This is a genomic window from Dyadobacter sp. CY356 (assembly GCF_021440195.1).
In the GTDB taxonomy this organism is placed as follows: Bacteria; Bacteroidota; Bacteroidia; order Cytophagales; family Spirosomataceae; genus Dyadobacter.
The window spans coordinates 144,294-167,456 of sequence record NZ_JAJTSZ010000005.1 but is presented as its reverse complement, the minus strand read 5'-3'; the positions used below and the strand labels follow the sequence as shown (position 1 = coordinate 167,456).

The 23,163-nt window shown below is 41.3% G+C and carries 17 protein-coding genes; 6 read left to right on the top strand and 11 right to left on the bottom strand.

Features of this window, described 5'->3' with window-relative positions; all coding sequences use genetic code 11:
- Window positions 1-57 precede the first annotated feature (57 nt).
- Window positions 58-1,656, bottom strand: coding sequence for an amidase (locus LXL81_RS17425; RefSeq protein ID WP_234648054.1), 1,599 nt, complete (start codon window positions 1,654-1,656; stop codon window positions 58-60).
- A 145-nt stretch (window positions 1,657-1,801) separates the two neighbouring features.
- Here LXL81_RS17425 and LXL81_RS17420 point away from each other — a divergent pair, with 145 nt between their 5' ends.
- Window positions 1,802-2,782 (top strand): nucleoside hydrolase, encoded by a 981-nt coding sequence (locus tag LXL81_RS17420; protein WP_234648053.1) that lies wholly within the window; start codon window positions 1,802-1,804, stop codon window positions 2,780-2,782.
- A gap of 191 nt (window positions 2,783-2,973) precedes the next feature.
- On the opposite strand, the gene LXL81_RS17415 is transcribed toward LXL81_RS17420, so the two are convergent.
- A complete protein-coding gene (locus tag LXL81_RS17415; protein WP_234648052.1) occupies window positions 2,974-4,080 on the bottom strand; it encodes an acyltransferase family protein in 1,107 nt (368 codons plus the stop codon).
- Between the two features lie 212 nt (window positions 4,081-4,292).
- Here LXL81_RS17415 and LXL81_RS17410 point away from each other — a divergent pair, with 212 nt between their 5' ends.
- The 4 genes from LXL81_RS17410 to LXL81_RS17395 all read left to right on the top strand — a co-directional run bounded on the left by LXL81_RS17410 (window position 4,293) and on the right by LXL81_RS17395 (window position 10,378).
- Window positions 4,293-6,887 (top strand): family 20 glycosylhydrolase, encoded by a 2,595-nt coding sequence (locus LXL81_RS17410; protein WP_234648051.1) that lies wholly within the window; start codon window positions 4,293-4,295, stop codon window positions 6,885-6,887.
- Between the two features lie 115 nt (window positions 6,888-7,002).
- Window positions 7,003-7,833 (top strand): ROK family protein, encoded by an 831-nt coding sequence (locus tag LXL81_RS17405; RefSeq protein ID WP_234648050.1) that lies wholly within the window; start codon window positions 7,003-7,005, stop codon window positions 7,831-7,833.
- 59 nt (window positions 7,834-7,892) lie between these two features.
- Window positions 7,893-9,143, top strand: coding sequence for a sugar MFS transporter (locus tag LXL81_RS17400; protein ID WP_234648049.1), 1,251 nt, complete (start codon window positions 7,893-7,895; stop codon window positions 9,141-9,143).
- Window positions 9,144-9,214: 71 nt separating this feature from the next.
- Complete coding sequence (locus LXL81_RS17395; protein WP_234648048.1) at window positions 9,215-10,378, top strand: DNA-binding transcriptional regulator; 1,164 nt, start codon at window positions 9,215-9,217, stop codon at window positions 10,376-10,378.
- 74 nt (window positions 10,379-10,452) lie between these two features.
- On the opposite strand, the gene LXL81_RS17390 is transcribed toward LXL81_RS17395, so the two are convergent.
- The gene (locus LXL81_RS17390) at window positions 10,453-12,501 is read right to left on the bottom strand and encodes a M13 family metallopeptidase (protein WP_234648047.1); all 2,049 of its coding nucleotides are present in this window, start codon (window positions 12,499-12,501) and stop codon (window positions 10,453-10,455) included.
- 162 nt (window positions 12,502-12,663) lie between these two features.
- Between LXL81_RS17390 and LXL81_RS17385 the strand changes: the two genes are divergently transcribed.
- Window positions 12,664-14,313: a M28 family metallopeptidase gene (locus LXL81_RS17385; protein WP_234648046.1), complete on the top strand. Its 1,650-nt coding sequence runs from the start codon at window positions 12,664-12,666 to the stop codon at window positions 14,311-14,313.
- Between the two features lie 52 nt (window positions 14,314-14,365).
- Here LXL81_RS17385 and LXL81_RS17380 read toward each other — a convergent pair whose 3' ends face one another.
- The 8 genes from LXL81_RS17380 to LXL81_RS17345 form a co-directional block, all read right to left on the bottom strand.
- Window positions 14,366-14,869 (bottom strand): GNAT family N-acetyltransferase, encoded by a 504-nt coding sequence (locus tag LXL81_RS17380; RefSeq protein WP_234648045.1) that lies wholly within the window; start codon window positions 14,867-14,869, stop codon window positions 14,366-14,368.
- Window positions 14,870-14,903: 34 nt separating this feature from the next.
- Window positions 14,904-16,394, bottom strand: a complete 1,491-nt coding sequence (locus LXL81_RS17375; RefSeq protein WP_234648044.1) for a peptide MFS transporter — start codon at window positions 16,392-16,394, stop codon at window positions 14,904-14,906.
- 237 nt (window positions 16,395-16,631) lie between these two features.
- The gene (locus tag LXL81_RS17370; protein WP_234648043.1) at window positions 16,632-17,540 is read right to left on the bottom strand and encodes a hypothetical protein; all 909 of its coding nucleotides are present in this window, start codon (window positions 17,538-17,540) and stop codon (window positions 16,632-16,634) included.
- 201 nt (window positions 17,541-17,741) lie between these two features.
- A complete protein-coding gene (locus tag LXL81_RS17365) occupies window positions 17,742-18,518 on the bottom strand; it encodes a YgcG family protein (protein ID WP_234648042.1) in 777 nt (258 codons plus the stop codon).
- Between the two features lie 7 nt (window positions 18,519-18,525).
- Entirely contained in the window at window positions 18,526-18,963 is a 438-nt protein-coding gene (locus LXL81_RS17360) for a TPM domain-containing protein (protein ID WP_234648041.1), read from the bottom strand.
- Between the two features lie 86 nt (window positions 18,964-19,049).
- Window positions 19,050-19,631: a LemA family protein gene (locus LXL81_RS17355; RefSeq protein WP_234648040.1), complete on the bottom strand. Its 582-nt coding sequence runs from the start codon at window positions 19,629-19,631 to the stop codon at window positions 19,050-19,052.
- Window positions 19,632-19,754: 123 nt separating this feature from the next.
- Window positions 19,755-20,957 carry a deoxyribodipyrimidine photo-lyase gene (locus LXL81_RS17350; RefSeq protein ID WP_234648039.1) on the bottom strand — a complete coding sequence of 401 codons (1,203 nt, stop codon included), beginning with the start codon at window positions 20,955-20,957 and terminating at the stop codon, window positions 19,755-19,757.
- A 159-nt stretch (window positions 20,958-21,116) separates the two neighbouring features.
- Window positions 21,117-23,057 (bottom strand): OmpA family protein, encoded by a 1,941-nt coding sequence (locus LXL81_RS17345; protein ID WP_234648348.1) that lies wholly within the window; start codon window positions 23,055-23,057, stop codon window positions 21,117-21,119.
- Window positions 23,058-23,163 lie beyond the last annotated feature (106 nt).

Here is a 23,163-nt window from a genome sequence, read left to right as displayed (position 1 = left end):
CTAAAAAACGCACAAGCCAACTTTTGTCGGCTTGTGCGTTTTTTAGTTTTCTATACTTTAAATGTGGTTGATAAACTTCGGCGCAGTTCTTTTTTTCGAAGCTTGTTCATACGCATAAGCAATACTCAAAAGTCCGGGTTCATCGTATGATCTTCCCAAAAACGAAAGCCCGATCGGAAGCTCCCTGACCAGTCCCATTGGCAGCGTAATGGATGGATAACCCGCCATGGCCGCGGGGCCATAAGAGCCATAACCCGTAAAGAAATCACCATTTACAGGATCAATACACCAGGACGGACCTGTTGCCGGACCGCATAAGGCATCCAGTTTATGCTCGTCAAGATGCTGGTCAATCACTTTTCTGACACCCATTATCTTTTCGTGAACTTCCAGATATTTAGCACTTTTCAGATCACCCCGGGTTTGTGAAAGTTCCAGTAGATCCTGCGGGAAAATCGGCATTGCTTTTTCCTTATGGTCGTTATTGAATTTTATAAGTTCTTCCAATGATTTTACTTTACCATTCGCTTTGCTCAGATAAGCGTTCAAACCATCCTTAAATTCATATTGAAGCAAAGGGCCTTCGGAATTTCCCAGGTCTTTTATCTTTACAAATTCCAGTTCAACCAGTACGGCGCCTTTACTTTTCATCAGATCAATCGCATCCTTAAACAAGGAATCAACGCCTTCATGTTTTTTGAGAAAGGTTTTTTCTATCCCAATCCGTTTTCCATTCAGGCCGTCAGCTTTTAAAAATGAAGTATAATCGGTCAACGCTTTTCCCTTACTGCTAGCTGTGACTTCATCATTAATATCAATTCCCGTCATTCCACCCAAAAGCAACGCGGCATCACGGACTGTTTTGCCAAACGGCCCGGCGGTATCCTGGGTTTTGGAAATCGGGATAATGCCTGATCTGCTTACTAATCCGACAGTTGGTTTTATTCCTACTATATTATTCATCGAAGCCGGACAAGCGATGGATCCGTTTGTTTCAGTTCCTACCGATACCACACACAAATTTGCCGCAACCGCTACCGCAGAACCGGAACTTGAACCGCAGGGAGAACGATCAAGCACATAAGGATTTTTTGTTTGTCCGCCCCGGCTGCTCCATCCGCTGGATGACCGGTCGGAGCGGAAATTTGCCCATTCGCTAAGGTTGGTTTTTCCCAAAATTACCACGCCTGCATTGCGTAATTGTTTCACAACAAAAGCATCTGTTTTGGCAATATTTCCTTCCAAAGCTATGGATCCGGCGGTGGTTTGCATTTTATCGGCCGTGTCAATATTATCTTTTAACAAAACCGGAATTCCGTGTAACGGCCCCCTGATCTTGCCGGCGGCTCTTTCCCTGTCAAGGTCGGCCGCGATTTTTTGTGCATCCGGATTCAACTCTATAACAGCATTTATTCCCGGTCCCTTTTTGTCAATTTCAGCAATACGTTCAAGATAAAGTTTCACCAATGATTCAGAGGATGCCTTCCCGGATTCCATCATCTTTTTAAGATCATCAATAGTCAGTTCATTGAGCTTAAAGTCTTTTCCATCATAATTTTTCAAATGATTTGGTGTCGAATTGAAATCGGACATGGTTATACCAAAAAGTGACAAACCGGCAAGGGAACTGGTATGAATAAAATTTCTGCGTTTCATGGAGTTGTGATAAGAGTGAATCTAAATATAGAAGAAAAAATATCAGATCTGCAACAGAAATTCATGCCTGTCCGAAAGTATAATTATGGATTATTTCTGTTTATCTGTTTAAGTTATGAGTATGCAATTCATCCTTTCTATCAAAATGAAGTATTATTCAGCCTTCCTTTTTCTACTGATCAATTTCGTAGCTTCCGCACAAATTTCGCGTACGCAGCCAGTTTCAATAATACTGGATACAGACATAGGGCCGGATTATGACGATGTGGGTGCCATGGCAGTTATGCACGCACTGGCGGATAGGGGAGAAGTGAAGCCGCTAGCTGTAATCGCCAGCAATAAAAATGCTTTTGTAGCACCAACGATAGAAATTCTGAATACTTATTTCGGTCGACCTGAATTACCAATCGCCGGTCCGAAAGGAAATGCGCCCGATATGGGCGCGTCCCAGAAATGGCCGGAAATGCTGGTTGATAAATATCCACATGAAATAAAATCAACGGACGAAACGCCGGATGCTATCCAGACATATCGTAAAATCCTCGCATCACAGCCAGATCAAAGCGTAACCATTGTGACGATCGGTTTTTTGACCAACCTTTCCAATTTGCTGGAATCTGAGCCAGACAAAATTTCCAATTTATCAGGTATGGATCTGGTAAAAAGAAAGGTAAAAGAACTGGTTTCCATGGCCGGTGGTTTTCCAAATGGAAGGGAATTTAATGTTTATATTGATTCCACAGCTTCTGAAAAAGTATTTACAAAATGGCCGACACAAATTATTTTCAGCGGTTTTGAAATAGGAAAAGAAATTAAAACAGGACTTAGATTAATTGCTGATCAAAAGCTGGAAAGTCCGGTAAAGGATGTGTATGCCCTGGCAATGCCAAAAAGCAAGGAGGACGAACAGGGCAGAATGAGCTGGGACCAGACGGCCGTGCTCGTAGCAATTCGCGGAGCTCAGCATTATTTTGATCTGAAAAGAGGAAAAATGGTTGTGGATGGAGCCAAAAATTCATGGCGCGACGACCCGATGGGACCGCACGCCTACCTAACACCCGAAATGCCTTTTAATGAATTAGCCATGATTATTGAATCTTTAATGATGCACAGGGGAGGGAAATAAATATATACGCTGTGTGCTTTGTGGTGAAAAACTAAACAACCATCGAAGTATTATTTCCAGGATTTTTCTACATCACCAACGGCATCCTTAATAATATCAAAATCATGTCGCAAACGTTGCGTGAAAAGAGCCACATCAAAGCTGTGAGCAACAATATTGGCTTCTTTTTGCCAAACTTATTGTGAGCTTTCTTAAAGCTTGATAAAGATATTTTTTCTGTAAAGCAGCAAAGCAGGTATAAAATTGATTGAAACAAAAATCAAAGCATAGATCAGACTGGCCAGTTCTGGAGGAACACCGGTTGCTATCAAAGTATCCACAAAGTGCTTGTTTAATGTCTTGTCACCAAAAGGCAGGAGATAAAGGAAAAGCGCAAAAACATCAGCCAGAACATAAATAGTAATGGCATTTGCACCGAAAATAATGCCCGGTTTAGTGCCTTTCTGATAACCTGAAATATCTGTTATGAAATACAATGCGCCAAAAAGCAAAGCCGCAAAACCCGAAGTGACCAGCACAAAAGAACTTGTCCAGAGATTTTCATTCACAGGAAAACCGAGTCCCCAGAAATAGCCGGCAGCGGCGGTGAAAAGGCCAATTGTCATCAGATAACTAACTTTTTCTGTTGGAGAATAATCAGTCAGCATCAGTTTTCCAGCCAGCATTCCGGTGATTCCCGTCACTATGCAAGGAAAAGTGCTTAAAATCCCTTCCGGATCCCAGGTTCCCTGCCACATTTTTCCGGGTAAATATTGCTGATCAACCCAGGCGGCCAGATTCACCCCGCGTTCAAGCATTATCTTTCCGTATCCTGGTGTCGGGATCAATGTCATGACGAGGCAATAGAGAATCAGAATAATTATCCCGGTAATCGCTTGCTGTTTCCAGTTGGTATTCAAAAATAAAATGGCGCAAACAAGAAAAACGAGGGCGATTCTGTGTAAAGTGCCGGTCCACCGCAAGTGCATCAGATCAAAATCCGGCATCATGTTCAGAAACATGCCAACGGCGAATATTTTAAAAGACCGGATAATGATCTTTTTGTATAACTCAGTTTTGGGACTTTTCTCTTCCAACTTTTTTGAAAAAGCAAAAACAATGGAAACGCCGACGATAAAGAGAAAAAATGGTGCAACAAGATCAGTGAAAGTAAGTCCGTTCCATTTGGAATGACGCAAAGTGGCGTAAACATATGCTTCGCTTCCCGGAAAATTTACCGTGATCATCAGCGCAATGGTAAAACCGCGCATGGCGTCCAGAGAAATTAAGCGCGTTAATGTTCCGCTCCGATTAATCATATTTCACGTTTTTAGATTTATATACGTAGCTGAATATGTTAAGGGCTATCGGTTTAAGGAAATAAGATTGTGAATTCCGTAATCGTTTGAAATCCTTTTTATAATGGTATGTTTTACCGAATTTGCAGTATCATCATTACGATCAGGCGAGACAATTTATTTCCGGGAAGTAACTTTGAAAAAAAACCTTAACGAATTCATAGATATTTAAAATGAAGAAAACTTTCTCATTCATTATTGCCTCTTTTATGATGTTGGCTTCATGCAGTCCATCCGGAAAATTTTCCAAAGAAGAAGCGCAAAAAATTGCCGTTTCCTGGAAACTCATTACAAACTTTACTGACGTTGACGGGGTGTTTCAGGCAAAATTCACAATTAAAAACGGAGGTAATATTGCCCTGAATGATAAGAACTGGACATTGTTTTTCAACATGTCGCCAAGGCCGATCCAAACCAATAAAACACCTGAGCCAGCCATTGTGGAGCATATCAACGGCGACTGGTATAAACTGAAACCCGGTAAAGATTTTAAATTGAATGCCGGCGATTCCATTACTATCAACTATACCGGAACGGAAGGTGTAATCAAGGAAACGGACGCACCCATGGGATTGTATTTTGTTTTTTATGACAATGATGGAAAGGAGCAGGATATCGTTGAAGTTGCCAATTACACGGTTGAGCCTTTCACAACGAAAGAACAAATTTTACGTGGAAAAATGGATTTGGAGCCACTTCCCACAGCAGAACTTCGTTACAATCAAAATCTGGTGATGTCCACGTTGGGTACAGATCAGCTTCAAAAGATTTTCCCGGCTCCGGTGAAAGTTGTGAACAGTGCCGGTACTTTCAATCTGAATAATGAAACGGCTATTTACTTCGAAGCGGGACTTGAAGGAGAGGTGAAATATTTAAGTGAAAAGTTAAAAACGCTTACCGGCAAGGATTATCAGCCCAAAAGCGGTTTGCCGGCAACAGCAGGAACGAATGATATCATTTTGAAATCAGGGAAAATCCAGGTTAACGGTGCTTCGCGTGAGGCTTATAATCTGGGAATAAATGGTAGTGGTGTTACGATTACAGGAAATGATGCGGCTGGTGTTTTTTACGGTATACAAAGCTTACTGGCACTTATTCCGCTGGAAATTTATCAAAAACCGGCTGCTACAATTGCATTGGGCTTTACCCAAATTGAAGATGCACCGCGTTTTTATTTCCGCGGTTTACATCTGGATGTGAGCCGTAATTTCCAGACGAAAGAATCTGTCAAACGTATTCTGGATTTACTAGCTACCTATAAAATCAATCATCTCTTATTTTATACAACAGAAGATGAAGGCTGGCGTGTAGAAATTGATGGTTTGCCTGAACTGACAAAAGTGGGTGCGCAACGCCAGCATACAACCGGTAAAGAAACGTCTGTTTTACACCCTTCTTATGGTTCTGGCCCGTTTGCAAACGCGGAGGGGAAATATGGAAGCGGATTTTACACGAAAGCAGATTTTATCGAAATCCTGAAATATGCCAATGAAAGACATATCAAGGTAATTCCGGAACTGAACTTCCCGGGACATGCACGTGCTGCGATCAAATCCATGGAAGCGCGTTATGAACGCCTGATGAAGGAAGGAAAAGAGAAGGAGGCCAACGAATATCGTTTGATCGATCCGGATGATAAGTCGGTTTATCTTTCTGCCCAGGGATATAAGGATAATGTCGTAAGCGTTGCCCGTGAATCAACCTATCATTTTTTTGAAAAAGTGGTGGATGAGATGGCGAAAATGTATAAGGAAGCAGGTTTGACAATGGATACTTTTAATACCGGCGGAGATGAAGTAGCTGAGGGGGCGTGGACAGGTTCTCCCATGGCTGCAAAACTGATCAAAGAAAACCCGGAAATAAAAAGCGCGCGAAATCTGCAATCTTACTTTTTCAGAAGACTGGTGCCACGTCTGGAAAAGCGGAATCTTAAAATTCATGGCTGGGAAGAAATTGCTCTGACCAAAACACCGGCCGGAAAATATTTACCAAATCCTGAATTTGTTGGTCGCAACGTGGTGCCTTATATCTGGAATAACGTATTTGATGTGGATCTTGGAAACCGTCTGGCGAATTCAGGGTATCAGGTGGTACTCTGTAATGTTACCAATTTCTACTTCGACATGTCATACAACAATGATCCGAAAGAGCCGGGATTGTATTGGGGAGGTTTTGTAAGTACCTGGGACAACTGGGCATTTGCTCCTTTTGATATGTTCAAAACAACGTTTTCGACCGGGATGGGAAAACCTATGAAGGAAGAATTTGTGGGGAAAGAGAAATTGAAACCGGAAGCCAGGAAGAATATTCTCGGCCTGGAAGCGGAGCTTTGGGCTGAAACGATCAAAGGCAGAGATATGATGGAATATTCCATTCTTCCTAAATTATTAGGGTTCTCAGAAAGCGCCTGGTCTAAGGAAAGAACCTGGGAAACAATAGAAGACAAGACAACCCGTGACAAGGCCATTGCAGCAGGCTGGAATATTTTTGCCAATTCTATCGCACAAAAAGAAATTCCAAGATTGAGTTATCTGAACGGCGGCTACAATTATCGGTTGCCACTTCCGGGTGCCATTGTGGAAGGCGGAATGCTGAAAGCAAATGTTGACTTACCCGGATTGGACATTCGTTATACTACGGATGGTTCCGAACCTACTGCGCAATCGGCGTTATACAGCGCACCTGTGAAAGTTTCGGGTATTGTGAAACTGAAAAGTTTTGATAAAGCAGGCAAATCGAGCCGGGCCAGTGTTGTGGAGGCAAAATAACCTGATCATTTCCGGATCAATTTTTTAAAATTGATCCGGAAAACAATAGCCCTTTATCGATCAAAAAGACTACTACCTAAGCATATCCAATAAAATTTATTACTTCTGTTTTTTGATGAATATAGGCGTAGATATCGGAGGGACCAACATGCGTGCCGGGATAGAATTGGGCGGATCCATTACCAGTCAGAGTAATGTGCTGCTCGAAAATAAGGATTCACTTTCCTCTACCTTGACCCAGCTCATGGATTTGATCCGTCCCTATACCAAATATCCGGTAAAAGGAATTGGTATTGGTGTTCCCTCAGTCGTAAATGTTGACAAGGGAATTGTTTACAATGTGATGAATATTCCTTCCTGGGAGGAAGTAGCGTTAAGAGACCTCGTGGAAAAGGAATTTAATCTTCCCGTCTCTATTAATAACGATGTCAATTGTTTTACGTTGGGCGAGCATCGTTTTGGTGCTGCAAAAAAATATAAGTCCGTGGTTGGAATGGCTATCGGGACGGGAATTGGTTCCGGTGTCATTATCAATAATGAGTTGTATCAGGGAAATAATTGTGGTGCCGGGGAAATTGGTATGCTGCCTTACCGTGATTCTATCCTGGAAAATTATGTCTGCAACCGTTTTTTTGAGGATACATTAGGAATGGATGCCTTCAAGGCGCATGAGGCTGCGATAGCGGGAGACTCTAAAGTCATAAAAATCTGGGAAGAATTTGGTGGTCATTTGGGCGTTGTTATTAAAACGATCCTGTATACCTACGATCCGGAAGCGATTATTTTAGGAGGTTCGTTGACCAAGGCACACCAGTTTTTCAAAGCCAGAATGCTGGATAGTCTTAAAGATTTTGCTTATCCGGAATCCATCAAAAGGCTAACTTTATTACTTTCTGAAAATGAAAATATTGCGCTGTTAGGTGCCGCAGCCCTGATGGATCAATAATCCTGACCGGATAATGGTATCTTGCAATTCAGAAAGTATACCCTTCCAAACCCACCTTTATGAAACGAAATGTATTTATTGTTGTCCTGATCTTACTGATTTTCTTTGTCATATCTTTTCTTACCAACATTTTAGGACCCATCATTCCTGACATTGTTGAAAGTTTTGACCTTAGTATCGGTCTTGCCGGTTTTCTTCCCTTTGCTTTTTTTGTCGCCTATGGCGTGATGTCGATTCCCGCAGGTTTAATGGTTGAAAAATATGGGGAGAAAACAGTATTGCTTTTGGCTTTCATTCTTGCTTTCGGCGGCGCGCTGCTTTTTGCAGTTATCCCCGGATTTTCAATCGCCCTGTTGTCGCTTTTTCTGATTGGCGTGGGTATGGCGATGTTGCAGGTTGTGATTAATCCGCTTTTACGGGTAGCTGGCGGCGAAGAGAAATTTGCCTTTAATTCAGTTCTTGCCCAGTTATTTTTTGGAGCAGCTTCATTTCTTAGTCCGCTGCTTTATAGTTATCTGGTTTTGAATGTTCATTCTTCCAACTCCGGTTTTCTGATTGATATTTTAAATAAACTCGTTCCGGAAAATTTGAAATGGGTTTCGCTTTACTGGGTTTTTGCAGTCATTTCTTTATTGATGGTTGTGATCATTGCGGTAGTGAAGTTCCCAAAAGTTGATTTGAAAGAAGATGAGAAAATAGATGTTGGAAAAACTTTTGGCGAGCTGCTGGCTAACAAATCGGTATTACTTTTCTTTTTTGGCATATTCGCATATGTGGGTACCGAGCAGGGAATTGCCAACTGGATCTCCAAGTTTTTACAAACCTATCACAATGTAGATCCGGCCACAACGGGCGCTTCAGTTATTTCTTATTTCTGGGGATTATTAACCATCGGTTGTTTTCTTGGATTGATACTTTTAAAGTTGATTGATAGCCGGAAAGTGTTAATTTTCTTTACCATTGGTGCCATAATATCTTTACTCGCAGCTCTTTTCGGATCAAAAGAAATTAGTCTTTATGCTTTTGCCATAACCGGGTTTTTCGCATCGGTCATGTATTCTGTTATTTTTTCACTCGCGCTTAATTCCGTCCCTAACCATCATGGAACATTTTCCGGAATTTTATGTGCGGGAATCGCTGGTGGTGCCGTTGTTCCGCTTATCATTGGCGGCTTAGGTGAAGTTGTTGGTTTAAAACTGGCGATGCTTTTTCTGCTGGTTACGCTGGGTTACATTCTGAGTATAGGTATCTGGGCCAAACCTTTGGTTAATAATGATACGGTTAAAAGTTTCAAAGAATTATTTGCGTGACAAAACTTAGCCGGAAAATTCTTAATTTTTAACAACAGTAATACTTCCGGCGTTTTAATGTACAGCCTGTTATGTATAAAATAATCTTACTGATTGATTTTGCGGAGGAATATAGTAAGGCACTTTTAAAGGGCATCGCCAAATATTCCAGAGAGCACGGACCGTGGATTTTTACCCGAATGCCGCTTTTTCATCGTGAAACTGTCGGTATTGAAGGTATATTGAAATGGGCTCTGGAATGGGGCGCTGATGGTATGATCGGACAGTTTTACAATGATCCTAATATCGGTAAAATTACAGCAGCGGGTATTCCGGTTATCGCTCAGGATTTCAAAAAACGGTTTGATGAGATCCCGAACATTACCGGCGCGCACCATGAAGCCGGCGGTATGGGTGCAGATTATTTTTTGAAAAAGGGTTTTAAAAACTTTGCCTTTTATGGTTTCAAAGACATCGTCTGGTCACAGGAAAGGGCGGAAGGATTTGAGGAACGTATAACGCGGGCAGGTTATAAGGTTCATTTTTTTGAACATAAAATGGCGCGACCTTCCGAGCTCTGGTATTATAAACCCAATTCAATCGGAAAATGGCTTAAATCTCTTCCCAAGCCGATTGCCTTAATGGCTTGCGACGACAATCAGGGCCAGCATATCACCGAAGCCTGCCGGCTTTATGGAATCCGGATTCCGGAAGATATGGCTGTTTTGGGTGTTGATAATGATGAAATGATCTGTGAATTTTCTGATCCGCCACTTTCAAGTATTGGTCAGGATGCGGAAAAAGGCGGATACGATGCGGCCAAATTGCTGCATCACATGATCAAAAACGGAATGCATGATTTTCATGATATCATCGTGAAACCAACCCAGATATTTACCCGGCATTCAACCGACATTTATGCAACGAATGATGATCACATCGCTACTTCTTTAAAATACATTCATCAGAATATTGATAAAAACCTGCATGTGGATGAAGTCGTAAAACAGGTTCCTTTGTCCAGGCGGGCTTTGGAAAAACGTTTTATTGAGGTTATGGGTTATCCGATCTACAAATACATTTACAATCTCCGGATTGAAAAATTTACACAGAAACTATTGGATACCGATATGTCGGTTTTTGAAATTGCGCTGGATATGGGATTAACCGACAGTAAGAATATAGCCAGGCAATTTCGGCAGGTAAAAGGATGCAACCCGAGCGAGTACCGCAACCGGCATCTGGCAGGGAAGTAATGATCTGCTTATAAAATGAAAAGCGGAATCAGATATGAAAACCTGATTCCGCTTTTCTATATTTTTTAAATAATCTACCAAATAACAACTCTCGATGCTTCCGGCAAAACCATTTTACTTCCTGCACCACAACTCCATGCATCCTGGAATTCTTTCAAATGTGGCAATGGACCGTTGATACGATCTTTTGCCGGTGCATGTGGATCCGTTTGAATTTGGTTTTGAAGTGCTTCGTTTGTTGTGTTCATATGCCAAACCTGCGCCCAGCCTAAGAAGAAACGCTGTTTCCAGTTAAAGCCATCAATGGGTGCCGGTTCCGGTTTTCCTTTTAATGATTTTTCCAAAGCGTAATAGGCCAATGTTAATCCGCCTAAATCTGCTACGTTTTCACCAATCGTTAAAGCACCGTTGATTTTAAAACCTGGTAATGCTTCAATTCCGCTGAAATAGTCAATATACTTTTTAGTCAGTTTGTCAAAATTGGTACGATCGGAAGCAGTCCACCAGTTTTTAAGATTTCCTTCTTCATCAAACTGCGATCCCTGGTCATCAAAACCGTGCGTAAATTCGTGGCCGATTACCGCGATAATTCCGCCATAATTGATGGCATCGTCCGCATTTCTGTTATAAAATGGTGGTTGTAAAATTCCGGCAGGAAAAACCACTTCATTATTTAACGGGTTGTAATAAGCATTTACAGTTTGTGGTGTCATCAGCCACTCGCTTTTGTCAACTTCCTTACCAATTTTCCTGATGCTTTCTTTATGTTGAAATAAAGATGAAGAAATTACATTTTCAAATAATTTATCCGGCGCAATTTCAATAGATGAATAGTCTTTCCATTTGTCCGGATACCCGATTTTATAGGTAAACGCTTTCAACTTTTTATGGGCTCTTGCCTTGGTCGAATCGCTCATCCAGGTAAGTTTGTCAATTCTTTCACCATAAACGCTGCGCACGTTTTCAATCATTTCAGACACCTTTTTCTTGTCCTCTTCGGGGAAGTATTTCTTTGAGAATAACTTTCCTAATGGCATACCCAAAAGTCCGTCTGTTGATCGGATCGCACGTTCGGTACGGGCTCTTTGCTGTTTTGTTCCACGCATCACCGTACTGAAAAAATGAAAATCTTCCTTATCAAAACTTTTTGGAAGGTATGCCGCAAAAGTAGAAAGCAACTGCCAGCGGGTATATAATTTCAAAGTTTCCAGCGGCGTAGCTTTCAGTAAGGCATTTACACTTTTCAAATAAGGAATATTCTGAACAATGACAGTATCCGTTTTGATATCCTGTTTGTCGGCGAATTCCTGCAAATCAAAATCAGGAGCCAGAAGTTTGAAATCTTTGAAAGAAGTCTTGTTGTAAGTTTTTACAGGATCGCGCAACTCCACATTGCTCAATTGAAGTTTTGCTATTTTTGTTTCAAAATCAAGAACCGTTTTACCAGGATTTGCGTCCTTGAAACTTGCAAAACCAAACATTTTGTCTACATGTTTTACAAACTCGGTACGCACCTTAACTGTGCTTGAATCAGTTCTTTCATAATAGCTTTTTTCACCCAGGCTTAATCCATCCTGACCTTCATAAAGCACATTCATTTTGCTGTTTTTCAAATCGCCTTCAACACCAAAACCCAATACGGTTGAAACACCAACTTTTTGCAGTTCGCCAGCGACCGAAGCAAGATCTTTCAGTGATTTAACTGCATCAATTTTATCCAGATAAGGTTTTAATGGTTGTATACCACGTTTTTCAACCGTTGTGGTATCCAGGAAAGACTGGTAATAATCGGCGATCTGTTGTTCTTCGCTGCCTTTTTTGCGGTCTTTCTGATCAGTAATTTCCTGAATAATTCCTTTCAGTCTTACTTCCTTGTTTTCTTTGTCCAGAATCCCGAATGCACCCCAGCGACTTTCTGTGCCTGGAATCGGATTGAGTTTTTTCCAGCCTCCGTTGACATAACTGTCAAAATCGTCGCAAGCCTTAACGGTTGAGTCCAGTGACGTGAGAGAAAATCCAGGGACTTTTTCAGTCGTTGATTCTTTGTCTTTTTCTTTGTTACAGGAAGCACCGACCACGACCACAGACGCCATCAGAGACCATTTCAAAAAAGCTGATTTCATAAAATATATTTTGCTGTTGATTAAACTACGTAAGCAAATGTAATTATTTAAACAAATAAGTTTATTAACATAATGATGATCGGTTTATCTTTATCTTTTATCAAAAAGTATTATGATTTCTGTTTCCCGACTGAGATTTCTCAACACATTATCGCTTATCAAATGAAATTTAAACGCATTTTCTGTTACGCTGCCCTTTTTGGTTTGATACTTACCGGTTGTAAAAAGTCTGAAAAATTGGAAAGGGATGTACCGTTGTCGCCCATTGACGGCAAAGTTTTTTCAACACAAATTGCTGCTTTGGCCTCTGATTCTCTGGAAGGGAGAAAGCCTTTTTCAACCGGGGAGGAAAAAACGATTCAATTTTTGAAAACAGAGTTTGAAAAACTTGGATTAAAACCCGGTAATGGCGACAGTTATTTTCAGAAGGTGCCTATGGTTGATATTATGTCAAAACCGTCCGGATCATTGGTTATTAAAAACAAAAAAGGAAAGGTAACGCTGAAATATCTGGATGATTTTGTCGCCGCTTCGCGACGCGTTCAGGAGCAGGTAAAAATTGAAAACTCAGAATTGGTTTTCGCGGGTTATGGCATTGTGGCACCTGAATATGGCTGGAATGATTACGAAGGTTTGGACGTCAAAGGGAAAACAGTAGTCGTGATGGTCAATGATCCTGGTTTTGTTGATAGTACTTTGTTTAAAGGAAAAACGATGACATATTATGGTCGCTGGACTTATAAATTTGAAGAAGCAGCGCGTCAGGGTGCGGCAGGGGTTCTGATCATTCATGATACAAAACCGGCGAGTTATGGCTGGGCAGTGGTCAGAAGCGGCTGGTCAAAATCTAAATTATACCTGGATTCCGAAGATAATAATATGTCAAGGGCTAACGTGGAAGGCTGGATCACTTCCGAATCTGCAAAAAAATTATTTCAATTGTCGGGCGTTTCGGATAGTTTGCTGATCAAAGCGGGGCAAAAAGGATTTAAGCCAGTTGCGTTAAATCTTAAAACTTCACTGGTAATCAATAACAAGATCAAAAAATCAACTTCAAACAATGTCCTGGCGTTATTGCCCGGAACTGACCGAAAGGATGAATATATCATTTATTCCGCGCATTGGGACCATTTTGGAAAAGGTGAGGCAATCAGTGGAGATTCTATCTATAACGGTGCAGCGGATAATGCATCCGGTACTGCGGCTTTGCTTGAAATTGCCAGTGCCTTTACCAAACTGAAAAAAAAGCCGTCAAGATCCATTTTGTTTTTATCGGTTACAGCAGAAGAACAGGGTTTATTGGGTTCCGAGTATTATACATCGCATCCGGTTTATCCGGTCAATAAAACAGTCGCGGATATCAATATGGACGTTTTGCAGCCGTTTGGCAAAATGAAAGATATAATTCTGGTGGGAAAAGGCCAATCCGATCTGGATGATTATGCGGATGAAGCCGCCGCCAGACAAGGGCGTACAACACGCGGAGAACCGAATCCGTCAGGTGGCTGGTATTTCCGTTCTGATCATTTCAATTTTGCCAAAGTTGGAATTCCGGCTTTGTATATTGAAAACGGATCAGTCTCGGTAGAACACGGAGAGGCGTGGGGCGAAGCTCAGAAAAAGGATTATAACGATAACAGATATCATTCGCCGGCAGATGAATATTCAACATCCTGGGATATCTCTGGAATTATTGAAGATATGCAGCTGCTGTTTAATGTTGGGTATAGTTTGAGTAACGAAGCTACGTTTCCAGGCTGGAAAAAGGGTTCGGAATTTAAGGCGGTCAGAGAAAAGTCTTTGGGGAAATGATATTTTAAAATGAAAGAGAGTCAACTTTTTTAAGGTTGACTCTCTAAGTGGGTTATGATATCAAATCAAGTTTGTATAGCCAGAACCGCTTTCCCAGACGTTGATCAATTTCTCTTACTATTTTAAATCCCAGACTTTCGTAAATATGCCTTGCATTATTCATAAGTTCTGAGGTGTGCAAAGCGATGACACTTTCACCACTTTGTCTTGCCAGATCAGTACAAGTAGTCGTTAATTTCCTGCCAATTCCCCGACCTGCAAAATCCGGATCAACGGTGATAAAACGAATGTAGCTCCACGCTTGATCATATATTACCGTTGGATTTCCGCTTGGCACAAGAAAAGCCATACCAATAATTTTGTCATTGTCACAGCAAACAATACAATTTGCCAGGTTAAGCAAGTCTGTAAAGGTATTGATGTCGGTAAGCGTACTGTAAAGCTTTGCCCAGTTTTCCTCAGTCAGTTGTTGTTGAAATTGGCTCCATGACTTGACTGCCAGATCTTTCATCTCTGCCAAATCGAGAATTGTTCCCTGTCTGTATATCAGTTTCATATGATAACATCCCGGTTTTCAGATGTTTCATTGACTACTGAATTCCTCCCATCCAATTTTTAACCGGCTTCCAGAATATCAATAGCAACAGTCCAAATCCGACTGAAAATAAAGTCACCTGATGGAATAAGGCAGGCATTTGTTGTAAATTTTCTTCATCAAAACCACCTGCAAATAATCCGGCGATCAGGTTTCCTAGTGAGGCAGCCACAAACCAAATTCCCATTAACTGGCTGACGTAACGTTTCGGTGCCAGTTTCGTATAAGAACTTAATCCAACCGGACTCAGACAAAGTTCGCCTATGGTATGGACCAGATAAGTAAATGTTAAAAAGAGGGGAGAAGCAAGCTGACCTGTAACCGCAATTTTAGATGCCATTTCCATAATGAAAAATCCGGTTCCAACCAGTAGCAAAGCAATTGCAAACTTGATAGGCGTCGCCGGGTTTATTCCTTTTGCGGATAAATAGATCCACAAACTTGCCATTACGGGCGCGAATATCAGGATAAATGTACCGTTAAAATTCTGGAACCAGCTTGAAGGCATTTCCCAGCCGCCAAATGTCCGCTGCGTATAGCGTTCTGCAAAAATTTGAAGCGAAGAACCTGCCTGTTCGAACCCTGACCAGAAGATGGCTGCGGCAAGGAAGAAAACGATCAATACGTAAATTCTCTTTCTTTCAACAGGATCCAATCCTCCTGCTACCAGAATATATATGAAGTAGAACAAAGAAACCGTTACGATGATAATACCTGCCCCCTGGGCCAGACCCTGAGCGGTGGTCATATCTATGTACCCTTTCAATTGCATCACAGATAAGAACAAAACAAGCAGAGCAATGAGTCCGTAACCAAGTTTCTTGTCTGTGCCGGATTTTGCGACAGATTCCGGCGTGCTGATTTTCGCAGCCGGAACTTCCCCAAAGCCCTGAAGATATTTTTTACTGCCAAAGTGGAATACTGTTAAACCAAGCAACATACCAACTGCCGCTGCACCAAAGCCCATATGCCAGTTGATTTTCTGGCCGAGAAATCCTACAATTGTGATACCGAGTACAGAGCCGAGGTTAATTCCCATGTAAAAAATGGAGAAAGCTGCGTCGCGTCTTGCTCCGCCTTCCGGATATAATTCCCCAACGATAGAGCTAATGTTCGCTTTAAGTAATCCCGTCCCAATAGCAACAGTGATCAATCCAATAAAAAAAACACTCGTGCCTCCGGGAATGGCAAGGATGATATGACCAATCATGATCACAATACCACCATACCAGATTGCTTTCTTCTGCCCAAGAATATTGTCGGCCAGCCAGCCTCCGGGAAGTGTTAATAAATAAACGGATGATGTATAAAGACCATATACTGCGGCTGCTTCGGCTGCTTCTAGTCCCATTCCTCCCCGGACATTATCCAAAAGGAAAAGAAGTAAAATAGCCCGCATACCATAGAAGCTAAAACGCTCCCACATTTCAGCAAAAAACAAAACATAAAGACCACGAGGGTGCTTCTGTGATAGAGTCGAAGTCATAAAGAGAATACAAGTATTTTATTTGGCAATACGCGTGCGCCAGGTGGTTTTAATAGCGCAAGATAGGAATTATGACCAAATTTTAAATATTTATTTGTTTAAGCAATTATTTCCTGCCTTTTAATTAATGTCATAATTCAATAAAATTACTACGAACGAAATTGATTTTCTTTATCATAAAAAAAGGGGTAATATGGCTATCAACCATATTACCCCTTTTTTTGTAACTACTTATATTTATTTCACAGAAAATGATCCTTGTCCAACCTGGAATCCTTCCGAATACAATTCAATTGTATAAGTTCCGGATTTGAAACCAGCATTTCTGTCATACAAAATGCTCACATCCTGATTGTTGTTACTGTAAGATACATCCTGACTGATTGTATATCCTTGTTCCTGTCCGTTATATTCAAACTTGCCAGAACCCGTTGCGTCGTCAGCAATCGTCGCTCCGCTCGGATCGATGACTCTCAAATAGATTTTCTTTGTATCATTTTGAGTCAAAGGATTTTTTTCAAGAATAAAATCCACACGTATTTTATCAATCCTTTTAGCCTTTACGTTTTCACCTTCACGAACTTTTCCTTTGGATGAAATCGCATAAACCTTCACATTACGTGCACGCAACGCAGCTGCCATTGTCACTTTGGATTCGAGTTCAGCATTTTTTGTAACAACTCCGGTTAAGGAATCCGATACTGCTTTTTTGCTGGTTTCCAACTCAGCTTTTTCCTGTGTCAATGTTTCAGTTTTACTGATCAATTGCTGGTTTTCTTCTCTTAACTGAGCAATTTCTTCGTCCTTTTTGGTAAGGAAACTTTCATATTCCTTTATTTTATTTCCCAAAGTCATCGTGCCTTTACGCAAAGCTGCACGGTCTTTTTCCAAATTTGCCTTTGCTTTTTCAAGTTCTTCAATGTTCCCACCCAGCCCTTGTACTTCAATAATCTTTGCATCAAGTTGTTTGGAAATAGAATCGAGTTTAATCTCGTTCATTGCCAGTTCGTTAACCCGGACTTCTAAATCTGCTTCCTGTTTTGTTGTGATGTTACGCTCCTGATAATATAGATAACCGAAGACGGCAGCAACAACGGTCATAATGATTAGGCCTATTACAAGGCCGGTATTATTCTTATTTTCCATAACATTTAATTTAGGTTACACTTATTCTTGTTAATGTTCTATAAAGAACTGTGCCATGCTATACGTTTATATTCAGTTTTGAATTAAAAAGGAAAAACCCGTTCAAAGTCAGATACTTTGAACGGGTTTTTCCTTTTATTTTTAGCTCTTCTGGATTTAAGGAAACCCATTTTTAATGCAAATTGGCGAATAATTCCGCAATTAGTAGTCTCCTCCGGCTCCGCCACCACCAAAACTTCCGCCTCCAAAACCACCGAAACCACCGCCGTCACCTCCACCAAAGCCTCCTCCCCAGTTTCCTGATGAGCTTCCTCCGCTGGAATGTGTTGTATATGGAAAGAATATTGGGCCGCCGCCTCCCATATTACGGAAGCCGCCACCTCCACCGCCTCTGTTACGGGAAATGATAAATACAATCACGATGAAAACGACTACCAGGATTAATATCGGAGAAGTACCACCGCCGCCTTCTTCTTCTTTTGGATCTGCTTTATATTCTCCTGTGGCATATTTAATAATTGTATCAACACCTTTATCAAGGCCCCGATAATACATACCGTTCTTGAATTCCGGTGTTATAACCTGAGTGATAATTCTTTTAGCTATCGCATCTGGCACTGCGCCTTCCATGCCATAACCCGTACTAATATAAATTTTCCGGTCCGTTGATGCCCAAAGGATAACAATACCATTGTTTTTTCCTTTTCCTCCAACACCCCACTCTCTACCAAGTTTTAGCGCATAATCGGCAATGGCATAATCTCCGGTTGTCGGAACCACAACTATGGCGATTTGTGAAGAGGTTGAGTCATTATAAGCGTCCAGTTTTCTTTCAAGCGCACTGATTTCTGTCGGATTGAGCTGCTTGGCAAAATCGTTTACCAAACGAGGCGGATTAGGCTTCGCCGGTATATCCTGAGCCGCAACGCGACAAAGGATAGTAAGAAACAGGAAAGAAAAAATGATGTATTTTTTCATAGAATAATTACCCGAAAGAGATATCGTCAGGCAGTTCATTGACGTCGTCTGAACGATATGGGAAATGAATTTTTAATTGAATTCCGGCTTCTTTTATTCCGGCAGAGAGCCCGTCGGTAAATTTGCTTTGAGAGAAATAACTTCGGAGCAAATCTTTTGTACTATCCCAAAAATCAGCCGGCACCTTTTCGTTGATTCCTTTGTCTCCCAAAACAGCAAATTTCCGGTCTTCATAAGCAAGATAAAACAGGACCCCGTTTTGCTGCTGAGTTGCATGCATACCCAGGATACCGAAAACTTCTTTTGCTCTTTCCAGGACGTCGCTTGCAGTGCAATTTTTCTCAATATGCACTTTGACCTCACCGGAAGTTTGTTTTTCAGCTTCCTGAATTGCAGCAATAATTTGCTTTTGTTCCTCGTCTGAGAAAAAAAGTGAATCAGGCATGGATTAGTTGAAAGTTAAAAGTGGAAACCGGGCCGAAGGCAGTTGAGAGTTGGCTTTCATAAGGGTATAAAAGCCAACTCTTTATATTAGAATTTGACTGAAGGTGCTTTTTCAGAACCTGCTGCTGCGGTGAAATAACCTTTCTGAGCGAAGCCGAAAATACCTGCAAAGAGATTGGTCGGGAAGGTACGTACTTCCTGATTGTAATCTTTTACCACGGTGTTGAAGTCATTACGGGCTACCGTGATTCTATTTTCAGTTCCTTCCAATTGTGCCTGAAGTTCAAGGAAATTCTGGTTTGCTTTCAGATCCGGGTATTTTTCAACAGAAACCAAAAGACGGGAAAGTGCGCCGCCTAACTGATCTTGTGCTCCCTGAAATTGTTTGATGTTTTCTGGCGTTAACTGGTCAGCGTTTATCGTTGTTGATGTTGCTTTGGCACGTGCCTCGATAACAGCTGTCAATGTACTTTTTTCAAAATCCGCTGCACCTTTTACAGTACTTACCAAGTTAGGGATAAGGTCAGCACGGCGCTGATACTGGCTTTCGACTTTTGCCCATGATTCTTTCACGACTTCGTCCTTGCCTACCATGCCATTATATTTGCCACATCCAACAAATCCGAAAATAAGCAGAATGACAACAACTGCGATTAGTCCTTTTGACATTGTAATAATTGATTTAGAGTTAATGATTTGGTCCAAAGTTGGCCAAAGCTAGCAAAATCTTTAAGAAAAACTACATAACCGGCAACGGGACAGTATACAGTGTCCCAGCCCGTGATGACAGGATTAAATACTACCTACGCCAGCCACGGTATTCCACCGAACCCAGTTTCCTGAAACATTATAATCGATCAGAAAACTTTCAAAGAACATAGCACCCCAGGTCCAGTTAATGCCAAGTTCATTGCTCAGGTAATCTGCGGCGAGATTTCTTTCTGTTGTTGTAAGATATCCGGTTGTGGTCAATTTATTGATGGCATTGTTTACTTCTTCGTTTTCCGTCGTTGCGCTGGTCCATTTTTCAAAAACCGGCAGCTCATTGAGCCAGCGTTTATTGATTTCGTGTTTAATACCCCCTGGTTTAAAAAGCCGTGAACCGTGGCGAAGTAATGTCCAGTTGGAAAAATCCCTTTTCAAGAGATCTCTGACAACAATTGTTGCATCGGGATTCTGATCTAAATAAGGAAGCAAAGCATAATAGACCGTTCTGGGTGAAAGGCATCCTAATGAAATCCAGGTCGATAATTCATGGTCGACAATAGGTTCCGTGGAATTGAGTGCTTTTCCGGGTTTAATATATTCTTCTATAAATTGATCCAACTTGGCCAATGCTGTGGTTTCACCGCCTTTTTGTAAAAAACCGGATGATTTTTTATTTGATTCTGTTATTTCAAACGGATCAATAGAAAGCATTGGAAGCGACGGGATCAGTCCCGCTTCGTATCCTTGCGGCAAGTTGATATGATCTGCCTCTTTGGAAGCAGCTTTCACTTTTAGCCCCGCTTTCATCTTTTCATAAAACTCAGGAAAATCAAAAGGAAGTTTGGCAATAGAGAATGGCAGGTCAACTGCACTTCCCAAAGTTGTCATCCAGAAAAGTTTGATATCAACGTTCATCACCTTGATATTTTTGCTCAGTGAAGTCTCTGCACTGGTTTCATCTGGTGCTATTTCCTTACTTGTGTATACATATTGAGCACTATATTCTTCTGCGAGCTCGGCGATGATCTTTTCGGGTTCACCAATACGTATCAGCAGATCTCCACCTTTTTCACGCAGCCGGTTTCTTAAATCCAAAACTGATTCCAACAAAAACTGAGCTCTTAATGCACCTGCACGACGAAAGCCAAATTTTGTCTTTTCAAATTGACGAGGGTCAAATACATAAACCGGAACAACTTCCTGAGCAGATTGCGTTGCAGCAAAAAAGGCTTCATTATCCTGAAGTCTGAGGTCGTTACGGAACCAATAAATTATACGGTGAATCATTGAAGGAAATAATAGAAGAAAAATTTATTGTTGTTGCAAGTATACTAAAATTCGTCCGGATAGCCGATGCTACCGGCAAGTGGCTACGAAACAAAGAATCCAACAAAATAGTCTCGTGATGACTGATTTTGTTGGATTCTTAAATTTTCAAAAAGAATTTTAATAGCTTAAAATCGTAAATTCAGTACGACGGTTACGCTGATGTTCTTCTTCTGTTTTGGCGTTTGGAATGATAAGCTGGCGCTCTCCGTAACCTTTGGCAGTTAATCTTTCGGCTTCAATCCCTTTCAGGTTTAAATATTTTACAGCCGATTCCGCTCTGTTCTGAGAAAGTGTCATGTTATAGGCATCCGTAGCACGCGCATCCGTGTGAGAACTCAGCTCAATATTCATCGTAGGATTATCTTTCAGGATCTGAACAAGTTTATCCAGTTCGACAGCAGCATCAGGACGAATATTGTATTTATTCAAATCGTAATAAATATTGTCAAGAACAAATGTTTTGTTCAATTCCAATCTGTCCAGTTTGATAGAAACCTGGTATGTAGTATCCGTTAATGCTTTGGTCAAAAAGATTGGCGGAATACTGCGTCCATTCATTGAGAACGGCTCTCTTTTACTTATAAAACCTTTTTTCGTTACTAAAAGAACATAGGATTTTCCTTCTTCAACAGGCTGCGTTCCGAATTTACCGGCAGCATTTGTTTTGAGTTCTGTAATTTGAGTATCGGAAGTATCAGGTAGAATATGAACGATGGCAGAATCGATCGGCGTAGGATTTGTTGAATTGTCATAAACATCACCCGCCAGGAAATAGCGCACTGATTTTAATTTTCCTTCAATATAATTCGGATTTTTTGGATTCAAAGGATCCATCGGATCAAGTACAGCAATTGTAGTATCCGGCGCTTTTGGTGTAAAGAAATAGTAAATATCATCATCACCTTTGCCGCCTTCACGGTTTGAAGCAAAAAATCCCTGGTCTTTGTCTTTATAGAACATCAAACCAAAATCATCCTGCGGACTGTTAAAGGGCAAGCCAAGATTTTCAATTGTGATCACACCCTGCGTACGGGTTGCCGAAAATAAATCCAGTTTTCCCAGGCCCGGGTGACCATCGGAAGCAAAATAAAGTTTGCCACCTTCGGCAACATATGGGAACATATCGTCACCAGCGGTATTGATATCGCGGCCCATATTCACAGGTTTGCTAAAACGGCCGGATGCATCAATATTCGTTCTGTATAAATCAATACCACCTGCTCCGCCAGCACGGTTGGAGGCGAAATATAATGTTTTGCCATCACGGGAGAAAGACGGAGAACCGTCCCAGGCCAGAGAATCATTGATCGGTAAAATCGCCGGTAGTGTCCATTGTCCGTTGACATTACGGCTCTGGTATAAATCCACATCAGCAGTTCCTTTCTTTTTCCCGGTATTACCGCGTGCAAAAATCAGGGTCTTACCATCCGGGCTAAATGCCGGCGAACCTTCATTTGCATCCGGGGCAAAAATCTCTTTGCTAAATAATTCAGACGTTCCCTGGGTTTCGCCCGCATCTTTTCCAAGTGTTATTTTATAAAGGCCCAGCATAGACTGGCCGTTATTTTTATATACCTTTTCTTTTTTGGAAGAAGAGAAAACAAGTTCGTTACCAAGCACAGTTGGAGAGAATTCAGAACCCGGGCCATTGAAAGGAATATCTTTCAACTCAATATCCGGCATTTTCTCAATGCTAAGTTTATCTGTAATTTTTAGAATTTCAATTTCACGTAAAGCACGCTCCTGCAAATTTTTAGGGCTGTTCGGTGCTTTGGCGAATAATGCAAACTGATCAGCGGCTTCTTTATATTGGCCTGCTGTTTTTAACGCGTAAGCATATTGGAATTGCGCTTCCGGATTTGTAACACCGGCATCCAATGCTTTTTTGTAATAAGGAATAGCTTGTTTAAACCTGTTGGATAAGCGATAAGATTCTGCGATCAGGAAACTGGTCTGAATTGGTTCGTAGTTGGCGGCTGCCGCTTTTTCCAGTCCTTTAATAGCAAGATCATACTCGCCATTATCAAATTTCTTAACTCCGTCTTTGTAAGCCTGCATGGCAGAATTACAACCAGCCAGCAACGTGCCCAGTACCAGAATACTAATAACGAGGGTAAAATTACACCGCAATATTTTCATATAATTATGTATAAATGCTAACGAA